Raw genomic sequence first — 10,727 nt, 5'->3', positions numbered from 1 at the left:
TCACCGCAGTCATACAACGAGCATCACTGTTCCAAATGATGCCGTCAACGCCTGGTGTTTTGCTGCCTTTATTTTGAGAAACTCTTTTAACAGCAAGTAATTTTGCTGATTTTGAGTGGGTAAGTATCCACTGCAATGCTTTCGCCTTGCCGTGTTTACCTTCTCGGGTTGCTTTTGCAATGCGCATTTGAAGCTTTAATACATGTTGCTTAACCGCTTTCCAATTAATGGATTGCCATTGAACATTCTCAGGGGATGCACTAACTTCAATTGAAGTCATCATTTGCGTTTCTCCTTGAATAAAGTTCTTCAAATCATCTTGCAACGGGAGACCAGCTAGAAGTCAGCTCGCTTTCGCGCCAGATAACAACCTGTATCCGCGTCATTACAATGCGGCATTCGCTTTTTCTAGCCTCCTTTACCTGCATGACTATCGGCGGCCTTTGCAGACCGCTTTCCCAAAGGGAGCAATACAGGCTTACCCTGTTCCGTATGTCGCGCAACGTCAGTTCCAACTCTCATTGCCATTTTGGCCACAGCGTACAAACCACTTCCGCTGCTTCTCGTATAACGCACCTTACATGGATTCACTTACGTTCATCATACTGACACCCTAGCACTTACCCGATTGTGGTTATCAGGAAGAACGTCCTCTCACGATTCAGTTCCCACTCAGCTATAAAACCGAACTTTGTTACATTATCAGACTCGCTGCTTTATTCAGAGTCTTAGGGTCATCCGGTGATACAGATGGTTCACTCTTATCGCGGTAAACAGCGCTTCATACGACCTCAGGTCGCACGGACATTTCCGAGTTAGTAATTAATGTAATTTTTGAAAAGTTTACGATAAGTTTTCTATTATAAGAGTGCGTTTAACTACAAATCAGTGGCCAGATTCACTATGCCACTACAATCAGCCTGTGACAGCAAATAAATAGCCTTAATCTAGATTCTTTTTAAAGCGACTAGAGGCGATGATTAATCCGACTACGGTAAAACATGCAAGCCATAAGGTATCGCGCCATAAATCAATCAAATTGGCTTCGCGCAATACCACTCCGCGAATAACGCGCATAAAGTGTGTTGCTGGCAAGGTCTCTGAAATCCACTGCGCGGCGACGGGCATACCTTCATAGGGGAACATAAACCCTGACAATAAAATAGACGGTAATAATACAAACACCGTCATTTGCATGGCCTGTAATTGGGTTTTAGCTATGGTAGAAATCATTAACCCTAGCGATAAACTGGCAGAAATAAACAATAAGGTGCCAGCTAAAATTTGCGCTAACGAACCATTAATGGGTACATCAAATATGCCATGACCCAAACCCAAAATAATCACTACCTGCACTAGCCCCACAAAAATATACGGCACGATTTTGGCTATCATTAACTCCATTGCGGTGATCGGCGTGGTGATTAAAAACTCTAGATTTCCCCGTTCACGCTCCCTCACAATGGCCGTACTGGTAAATAAAATCATAGTCATAGTCAAAATAACCCCTAACAAACCAGGCACAATATTGACTGCTGAGCGACGAGTGGGATTGTAATAAAGTACCACTTCGAATGTATTTACCGTGGGCGGCCTAATATCAAAATCAAAGTCAGTTAATGGCATGGATTGTAATGCCAAAATCGCGGCGCTTATCATGGTGTCTGAGCCATCCACAATCCATTGACCTAACACCCGATCTTGCATCATCCGCTGGGTTAAATCATGGGGCAGGATTAGTGCAGCTTTAACGACGCCTTGCTTAATGGCTAATTCCGCTTCCTGTACTGTTGCATATCGCTGGGTCACCTCAACAACTTGGGTAACTTTGACCGACTCGGTAATGACTCTACCTGCTGTGCTTTGGCTTTGATCTACCACCGCGATGGGGATATGGCGTATATCAGTATTAATGGCGTAACCAAACAGTAATAACTGGATCAGTGGGATCATAACCACCATCCCAAAAGTGATCCGATCCCGAGCTAACTGACGCAGCTCTTTTACCATCACCGCTTTCAAGCGAGGCAAAGATATCATTGGTGCCCTTCCCCCGTTACGCACACAAATACGTCTTCAAGACTTGGGCGCGCAAGATTGATATCGGCGTCAGCAAGTTCTGCAAAGGTGGTTTTTAACCATTGAATGGGATCGATAATCTCTTGATAAACCAACACTCTTAAACGCACACCTTGCTGGGCAGCGGTGCGCACATGTTCACTGCTTAATAATTTCAGTTTTAGCGCCCTTAATTGCGGCGCTTTTACTTCTACTACATTCACCCCCATCTCTGCCATTAGGGTTTCTGGCTCACCGTCTGCTCGAATAATACCGGCCTCCATGACAGCTAAACGATGGCAACGCTCAGCCTCGTCCATGTAATGGGTGGTGACTAAAATGGTGGTGCCTTGCTCAGATAAATCAAACAATTGCTCCCAAAATTCGCGCCTATTTTCAGGGTCTACCGCCGAGGTGGGTTCATCAAGAAATAACAGTTCAGGGCTATGCATAGTGGCACTGGCTAAGGATAAACGCTGCTTTTGTCCACCACTCATACCCGCAACCCTTTGATGGCGAATGGTATCTAAGCCATAGGTATCAAGTTGCGCCTGAAGCCGCTCATTTAAAGCATGGGTGTTCATCCCAAAAATTTGCCCGACAAACTGCAAATTCTCCTCAACCGTTAAATCATCATATAAGGAAAACTTTTGCGTCATATAGCCAATTTTTAATCTAAGCTGCTCAGCCTGTTTGGGAATCGATAACCCAAGTACATTCACCACGCCCGCGGTTGGACTTAATAAGCCAGTTAACACCCTGATCATAGTGGACTTGCCACAGCCATTAGGGCCTAAAAAGCCATAGATACAACCTTTAGGTACACGTAATGTGACATTATCAATCGCGGTTAAATCGGCAAACTTCTTTACCACATTGCTGGCATTTATGGCGTATTCACTCATGTTCCGCCACCGCGGTATTAAGTGAATTCAAATCAACTTGGGAAGGTACACCTGAAGGGTATTGAGCTGCCGCCTCTTCCAAATCAACTTCAGCAAGGTACATCAGTCTTGAGCGTTCGTTTTCTGTTAGGGCGTAATAGGGGGTAAAAGAAGCCTCATGTGATACCCAGCGCACCTTACCCTTTAAGGCTTTAGCCACTCCATCCACATGAACGGTGACATTTTTACCCGGTACAAAGTGAATACGATAGGGCTCAGGAACATAAACTCGTGCATAAGGCACACGATTAGCTAGCATCACTGCCACCACGCCATTGATGGCTACACGTTCACCTAAGTTATAAGGGAGGTTATCTAAAATACCGTCACGGGTAGCGACTATGGTTAGCTCATTTAGCTTTTGCGATTGCAGCGCTAACTCCGCCCGAGTGGCCGCGAGATCAGCTTTAGCCTGCTCAATATCCTCTACTCGTGAACCTGCCGTGAGCTTGCTAAATTCTTCCTGAGCTGAATTTAAAGATGCTTGGGCGCCATCACGATTAGCCAGCGCAGAGTCCATTTCAGATTGACTCACTAACTTACGTTCTACCAGCTCAGCTTGGCGGCGAAAGCTTTTTTGAGCCTCAACAAATTGCGCCAGTGCTTGGGCTACATTTGCCTGAGCAGCGGCAATATCTTCAGGACGCTCACCATTGGTTAATTTGAGTAAATAGGCAATTGATTTGGCTTCATTTGCTTTGGCACTGGCCAATATCGCTTGTTGATTTTGAGTATCAAGCTGAACCAATACTTGCCCTGCCTCAACCAAACTACCTTCTATGACAGGGAGTTCACGGATAATTTCATTGGCGGTGGCGGTAAATGTGACTCTATCACGCTCTAAGGTGCCAATGGCTTGAGGAGGCGTAGCAGGAGAGCAAGCACTGGCTCCCATGATAATCATCAAACTGATTAAAAACTTTTGCATCGATATCCCCTGTGAAAGGTTAAAGGTTGACGCTTGAACATACACTCACTTTAAAATGTAAATTTATAATTAACACCATACAAAAATTATAGTCTGAAATATTTACATACTGGGCTTTGCAATTTAGCCCACTTAAATCATCTGTTATTAATAAATGTCGTCCTCCAAAAGGCTTGATAAACTCTGCGCTACTTATGCTTTAGTGATTACTTTGCTGAACAGGTGAGTATAAAACTGCACCACAATTAAACTCATCATAATATAGATCAACATCCTTAAAGAAGTCTCGATGCTGTAACTTGGCACACGATGTAAAGCGCCCATTGTCATCATCATCATTAAATTGCCGCCGATAATGCGATGGATAATAAACTGAGGTTTTGAAAAAATACGCCAAATGACAAACATATTAATAAAGTAAAATCCTGCTAGCTGCCAAATCTCTGTCATCATCGGCATTATCAGCACATATTGGGCAATAAAGGTTAACCCAAAGCCCAAATACCCCCACATCCAATGCTTAAGCACCCCGTCGGGCATGGTACTTAATAAGCAGGCAAAAATACCCGCATTCATGGGAAACAAGTAGCTATCAGGTATTGGAATATAGATCCATAACAGCAATGCGGTAATAAAAATACACTGTGACTTTAATGCTTTATAGCTATCTAGACGGTAATTCTTCTTGTTTATCAATGCAGGCTTTGCTTGCTCAGATAAAGACTCATAAGCCAGTAAAATATCTTGAGGACACTCGGCTGTAGCAGCTTGGGGATTGTTTTTACCATTGTCATGGGGCAGACCATTAATCCCCTGCAAATAGCTGATGCAGTGTTTTAATAACGTTTGTTGTTTATCGTGCTGATAAGCTTTTTGTTTAGAGTCAGCGGTTGAATTTTGCAGGTTAGTTTTGATGAGTTTAAGGTAATACTGCGCTACTGATATTGCTTTAACCAGGTTCAACCATTGATGTCGTCTATGTTGTAGCTGGTAACTCCCCTTAAGTGGCACACTTAAATACTCATGTAACTTATTAATGTTGTTAGTATAATACTGATAATCAAGGTTTAAACTAGCGCTATTTCCGCTAGCGATGTCACTAATTAAACTCTCATAATCACTCATAAGCTTTTTATGGGTTTGACCAAACAGCAAAAAGAACGCATCTTCAGTGCCTTTTGGCCATAGAAGCCGAAAAACCACCGAAAAAATAATGACCCCAAGCACGGTTTCTTGTATTCGCAACAATAAAATATCAAAGGTTGTCTGGCTATCAAAGCCGCCAACAGAAGCAACAATAATGCATACCGTAAAGCTAGTGGTGTAGATATAGCCATAGTCTTTATCACTGGCCATAAAGACGCAAAAAGCCATGATCACACACAAGGCTACTAAAAAGTACCAGCGGTCTTGAGACAAGAAACTAATTAATACAATGCCTGCGCTAACACCGATAGCTGTACCTAAAAGCCGGTGGCGGCCTTTTTTAATCGCATGACCAAAAGACTCGTTCATCCCCATCACTAAAGCCGCCATAGCTGACCAATAGGGTTTTTCCCATTGCAGCCACAAGGCACAGCAAATAGAAGCCGAAATTGCTAAAGCAATCTTAATGGCTTCTTTATTGGCGGTTTTATTTAGAAATTTCTCCAATAAATGACCTTAATGTATCGTTAAGCTAACGCTTAAACCTAGATTAGGTTAACTATACTCACTATATGAATAGCTTGAATAGAATTTAGCCTAATAACGACAATACCACTATCTGTATACTCACGCTTTGGATTTACCATGAAAATACTTCCTTTAATAATGCGCTGCAACTGGGGGGATATGCGCCAAAAAAAACGCCGCATTGCTGCGGCGTAAAGGAGGTTGGAACTAAAAAGCTCAACGCGATATTCAGACCACTTGGTCCCAATAGCGTAATTAAAACTAGCTAGCCATGGCTACAGCTGGCTTGTTTTGCGGTAACTTCACCATAAAAGAGATGACGGTTGATAATACGATCAGTCCTAGCATTAAATAGAAAGTCGGTACAAAGCCACCAAATAACGAAGCGACAATAGAGCCAATGATGCTGCCAATACCAAAGCCAAGATAAATAAAGCCATAAATTTTGGTTAAGTTGTTAAGGCCAAAGAAGTCACTCACTAGCGATGGGAACACAGTAATGGTGCCACCAAAACTAAAGGCGATACAGGCAACGGCTAAGTAAAAGCTCCACGCATTTAAGTGAACAAATAACAGCGAACCGACACCCACTAAACATACAATAAGCGCAATGCTGATGACTTTCATGCGCTCCATTTTGTCAGATAACACACCAAGAACTAAACGACCTGAGAGGTTAGCCACCGCAATCACTGCTACTGCAGATGCTGCTGTTGCCATACTTAAATGTACATAACCTTCGCCAATGTCTTTTGCCACGCCAATCACGTATAAGCCACTCATACAGATGGTTAAAAAGATTAATGCTAGTACCCAAAACTGTGATGATTTCATTGCTTGCGCCAGTGTAAAGTCTCTGTTTGCGACGCTGTTTTCTGCGGTTGATACTTCTTGAATGGGGGCATCTTTCATCATTAATCCACCCGCAATGACTAGCACCATGGCAATCACAGCCCATGTATCAAATGTCATCGCCAAACCTGAATGGGTCAGCATATACATGTTGATGTATTTAAAGCCTAAACTGCCAAGGCCGTATGCACCAATAGCACAAGCAGACACTAAACCTTTACGTTCAGGGAATAATTTAACGCAGTTAGATAGGCTCATTAGGTAACCAGTACCATCAGCAAACCCCACTAACAGGCCGCCACATACATATAACATTAATAGGCTATCTGCATGCGCAGTAAGAAATAAGCTCGCGCCGATTAATAACCCAGCACCAATGGTGACATTACGAACCCCAAAGCGCTCTTGTAACTTGCCCGACACTGACGAGGCAACGGCCAGTGATAAGCTTAAAATACCGAAAGTAAACGCCACGTTACTCACTGGAAGTGACAGCTTCTCAGCTAATGGGGCATTGAATAAGCTCCATGTGTATACCGAACCCAAGGCGAACTGCGCCAAAATGGTACCAATAAGCGTCATAATACGCGCTCGGTTTGATATTTGTGCTGACATAGTGTCACTCTCCACAGCAATAATTAATGATTAATTTAACAATATGGCGGTCAAAATACGGCTTTTTGAGAGGAAGACAATAGTCTGAATTAACTAAAACATGAGCTGTAAAATAGCGGCATCAAATGCAATATATCGGCATGAAATGCATTTATGGGGGTTAAATGCTGAGTGAGTTTACCTGCAGTAGCAAGGGGGTTGCATCGTTTTGGGAGTCGTCTTTTTGAGTCGTCGTTATGGTTAGATGGTGTTGAATAGGTCGTTAGCTAACCAATGGCTGCAGCGGTTATAAGTTCATCAGTGCTCGAAAGGTTTTTATGTTACTGCGACTCACCAGCACTTCACCGTCAATATCGCGCAGTTTTAACAGATAGGTGCTATTGGTCCAAGGGATGATCTCACGAATTTTATCGATATTAATGCAATAGGAGCGATGGCAGCGAAAAAACGATTCGCTCGGTAAGCGCTCCATCAAGTCAGTGATGGTATAAGGCACATGAAACGCCCCTTCGCGAGTATATACCTCAGTGATTTTTTCGTTGGCAACCGCATAATAAATATCATTAACATAGCTGACCACAATGCGATTATTTTGGGTTAAATTAATGGTCCGATTAAGGCTGACCTTGGGCTTGTCAGCGTTCACTGGCAAAAGGTCGACATTAACATCCGCTGCGGGTAGGTGTTTTTGAGCTTGTTCTTGCTCAAGTTTATGTAACACCCCAATAGCCCGCTGCTCATTAAAAGGCTTGAGTAAATAATCAAATGCTTCTAACTCAAAGGCATCTGCTGCGTGCTCTTTATAGGCAGTCACAAACACGATATGCGGCTTTTCAGAAAATTGATGAATGTTTCTCGCCAATAACATGCCGTCAATAGAGGGAATATTAATATCAAGAAATATCACATCCACTTTATTGCTTTGCAGGTATTTAAACGCTTCAAGGCCATCATCGAAACTCGCCACGACTTCAATCTGACTATGGGTTGCGATCAAATAACTCAGCTCTTCTCGTGCTAGGTATTCATCTTCTACAATCAAGGCTTTTAGCATAGTTACCCCTATAGTCTACTAATGAATGAAAAAAGACATCTCAGTGCCTTTTGTCAGCGCAGTAATCTCTAAGCCTGCACCATAGAGTAGCTTTAACCTTTGGTGTACATTCATCAAGCCGATGCTCGTGCTGTCTATGGTTCCTTGGTGCAACTTAGCAATCAAAGCCGGATCGATGCCAACCCCAGTATCACGAATGGTAATTTTAACCCGATCATCTTGCTGCTTTTTAACCGTAATCACCACCTCGCCAGGGTACGAGGCAGGCTGAATGCCATGTAAAATGGCATTTTCCACCAGCGGCTGTATCAGTAAGCTTGGCACACAAGTATGTACATCATCAATATCAAAGCTGACGGTTAATTTAGGCCCAAACCTCGCTTGCTCAATCGCGGCATAATCCCGCACCTGTTGCAGCTCTTCTTGGATATCTATCAGCTCATCGGTGTGATCTAAATTAAAGCGTAAAAAGTCCGCTAGCTTGGCGATCAACTCTCGAGCTTGCTGAGGTCGAATACGTATTAACGTCGAGATAGCATTGAGAGCGTTAAATAAAAAATGCGGATTAATTTTACTTTGCAGCGCCGAAAACTCTGCTTTTGAGGCCATGGTTTTTAACTGTTCGATGCGCGACACTTCCATTTGGGTAGAAATCAGCTGCGATAATCCCACCGCCATTTCCCGCAGTGAGGACTTAATTTGATAAGGCTCACGGTAAAATATTTTTAAGGTACCAGTAACGACATTGTTTTCCTTTAATGGAATGATTAACAATGAATGAAAGTCATGGGCATCAAGGTTATTGCTAATAATTTGTTTGCCTGTGGCAACGGCTTGTTCGGTCATCTCGTTAATTTTATTGTGGGGCTCTAGGTAGTTTTCTTGGCCTATACCCACATAAGCCAGTACTGAGGTAGTATCAGTTATCGCCACCACATCCGCTTGAGTATCAAGGCGAATGATCTGGCATACCGCAATTAACGACTGACGATCATTTTGACGAAAATAAGGTAAGGTTTTATTGGCTATATCTAAGGCCAATTTTGCCTGCTGCGCAGCAATCCAATCTTTTTCATCATCAATATCTTGCACTAACTTGATAATCAGCCCGATGGACACAGTGCCCAATATCATCGGCAAACCAATGTGACGCACAATCACCAGCGCCTGCTCATAATCATCTGAAAACACCACTATCAGCACCATGGTCAGCACCTCGCAGATCACCCCCGCTAAAATGCCATACCAGGTATAGTGTTTTTTATCGACACCTAGATGTATCCAACTTGCCAGAAAGCCTGCAAAAATACTCGATATTAAACAGGCGGTTGAAGTCGCGCCATCAAGATCAATTAAATAACGATGCAGCCCAGAAATGATACCGGCTGGGATCCCTACCCAAGGGCCAAAAAGGATGCCACCAGATAACACCGCAATAATACGCACATTAACCAAGGAGCCATCGACCTCAATGCCGGTGTAGGTACTCATAACCGCAAATAAAGTAAATAACAGCGACATCATCGCCATCTCAATCGGTTTTCGATTTGGTTTGGTGATGATTTTTTGAAAACTGCGAGTGCGAGTGAGTAAAAACAGCAGCATCAGCATTAAGGCTGCTCGTTCAAATACGGCGATTAACATCATCAATTGCTCGGTATACATAGCAGCGCCTCTAATAAACCTAATTGATAGCAATAGGTATAAGAATTATATGATGAATTTTTTACTATGCCAGTATTTGACCTTAAGGATAAATTGTAGATAGCTTCATATCGAGTAAAGAAGTTTAAGATTTTCTAAGTTTAAAAAGCTTGCCAAAAAATGCCAAATGAACAGAAAATTGCCACAAACCAAGCCAGTGATCGCATCGTTGATAAGCCCTTTAAGTACAGCAAGTGATAGACCACTCGCGCAGCCACATGCACTATCGCTAACGTCGAAACCGTGGCATTAACATTATCAGTTGCGATCGCGGTTAAACTGCATAAACCAAAAACGATCAAAGATTCAAAGGCATTTTGATGCCCTGCTAATGCTCTTGCGCCAAAACCGGTTAGCTTAGCTTGCTGTGCCCGCGGATGTGCATTGTCATAACCACCGAGTTTTGCCATTGCCACTGCAACTGGCCCCTTGGCTAAATAGGGTAATAAGATTGTGACAAACAGACAAATCAGTAACGTTTGCATAAAGTAGCCCGAGTAAGTTAAGGTCATTAATGACTAGTAAATCATTAATTACTTTTTAAGCCCAATGTTTTATCCAGCTAATGCTTTATAAATGATTGATTAGCCATGGACCATTTCATCCTGCAAAACCGTTACTAGTAACTTATGCACAGTCATCAGAATTTATTTTAAACAAAGTGATTCATTATTAAGCCTTTAAAATCAAAAACACACCTTGGTTAAATTAGCCGCCAGTCATAACAGCCTAGTAACAACTTCCCCAATGCAACTGATACAGCGCCTGCTTGAGGTTACTAAAGCTAATCTTCCAGCAATGAAACCCTGCCTACTGACAGCATGAGTCTAACCACTCTATGCGCTATATCGATAAGTTTTGCTTTAGCTCAGTGCTTTAGAACAGTGCTTTAGAACAG

At 42.7% G+C, this 10,727-nt stretch carries 9 protein-coding genes; all 9 read right to left on the bottom strand.

Annotated features, from left to right (window positions below):
- Positions 1–283: reverse transcriptase N-terminal domain-containing protein (locus tag BM739_RS14075; RefSeq protein ID WP_175609533.1), on the bottom strand; the 283-nt coding region annotated here is incomplete at its 3' end.
- 659 nt (positions 284–942) lie between these two features.
- Positions 943–2,040 (bottom strand): ABC transporter permease, encoded by a 1,098-nt coding sequence (locus BM739_RS14070; RefSeq protein ID WP_076541678.1) that lies wholly within the window; start codon positions 2,038–2,040, stop codon positions 943–945.
- Positions 2,037–2,963: an ABC transporter ATP-binding protein gene (locus tag BM739_RS14065; protein ID WP_076541676.1), complete on the bottom strand. Its 927-nt coding sequence runs from the start codon at positions 2,961–2,963 to the stop codon at positions 2,037–2,039. The genes BM739_RS14070 and BM739_RS14065 overlap by 4 nt, the downstream gene beginning before the upstream one ends.
- On the bottom strand, positions 2,956–3,930 hold the full coding sequence (locus BM739_RS14060) for an HlyD family secretion protein (protein ID WP_076541674.1): 975 nt from the start codon (positions 3,928–3,930) through the stop codon (positions 2,956–2,958). Before BM739_RS14060 ends, BM739_RS14065 begins: the two co-directional genes overlap by 8 nt.
- Positions 3,931–4,122: 192 nt before the next feature.
- Entirely contained in the window at positions 4,123–5,583 is a 1,461-nt protein-coding gene (locus BM739_RS14055) for an FUSC family protein (protein ID WP_076541672.1), read from the bottom strand.
- Positions 5,584–5,865: 282 nt separating this feature from the next.
- Positions 5,866–7,071 carry an OFA family MFS transporter gene (locus tag BM739_RS14050; RefSeq protein WP_076541670.1) on the bottom strand — a complete coding sequence of 402 codons (1,206 nt, stop codon included), beginning with the start codon at positions 7,069–7,071 and terminating at the stop codon, positions 5,866–5,868.
- Between the two features lie 286 nt (positions 7,072–7,357).
- Positions 7,358–8,125 carry a LytTR family DNA-binding domain-containing protein gene (locus tag BM739_RS14045; RefSeq protein WP_076541668.1) on the bottom strand — a complete coding sequence of 256 codons (768 nt, stop codon included), beginning with the start codon at positions 8,123–8,125 and terminating at the stop codon, positions 7,358–7,360.
- A gap of 18 nt (positions 8,126–8,143) precedes the next feature.
- Entirely contained in the window at positions 8,144–9,790 is a 1,647-nt protein-coding gene (locus BM739_RS14040) for a LytS/YhcK type 5TM receptor domain-containing protein (protein WP_076541666.1), read from the bottom strand.
- A 140-nt stretch (positions 9,791–9,930) separates the two neighbouring features.
- The gene (locus BM739_RS14035; RefSeq protein ID WP_076541698.1) at positions 9,931–10,314 is read right to left on the bottom strand and encodes an MAPEG family protein; all 384 of its coding nucleotides are present in this window, start codon (positions 10,312–10,314) and stop codon (positions 9,931–9,933) included.
- Between the last annotated feature and the right edge of the window lie 413 nt (positions 10,315–10,727).

It is taken from the genome of Shewanella sp. UCD-KL21 (assembly GCF_001957135.1).
GTDB lineage: Bacteria > Pseudomonadota > Gammaproteobacteria > Enterobacterales > Shewanellaceae > Shewanella.
This window is presented reverse-complemented; position numbering and strand designations above follow the sequence as displayed.

Excerpts from the sequence above, each read along its gene's own strand:
- BM739_RS14070 (WP_076541678.1), bottom strand. The coding sequence starts at position 2,040 with ATGATATCTTTGCCTCGCTTGAAAGCGGTGATGGTAAAAGAGCTGCGT.
- BM739_RS14065 (WP_076541676.1), bottom strand. The coding sequence starts at position 2,963 with ATGAGTGAATACGCCATAAATGCCAGCAATGTGGTAAAGAAGTTTGCC.
- BM739_RS14060 (WP_076541674.1), bottom strand. The coding sequence starts at position 3,930 with ATGCAAAAGTTTTTAATCAGTTTGATGATTATCATGGGAGCCAGTGCT.
- BM739_RS14050 (WP_076541670.1), bottom strand. The coding sequence starts at position 7,071 with ATGTCAGCACAAATATCAAACCGAGCGCGTATTATGACGCTTATTGGT.
- BM739_RS14045 (WP_076541668.1), bottom strand. The coding sequence starts at position 8,125 with ATGCTAAAAGCCTTGATTGTAGAAGATGAATACCTAGCACGAGAAGAG.
- BM739_RS14040 (WP_076541666.1), bottom strand. The coding sequence starts at position 9,790 with ATGTATACCGAGCAATTGATGATGTTAATCGCCGTATTTGAACGAGCA.
- BM739_RS14035 (WP_076541698.1), bottom strand. The coding sequence starts at position 10,314 with ATGCAAACGTTACTGATTTGTCTGTTTGTCACAATCTTATTACCCTAT.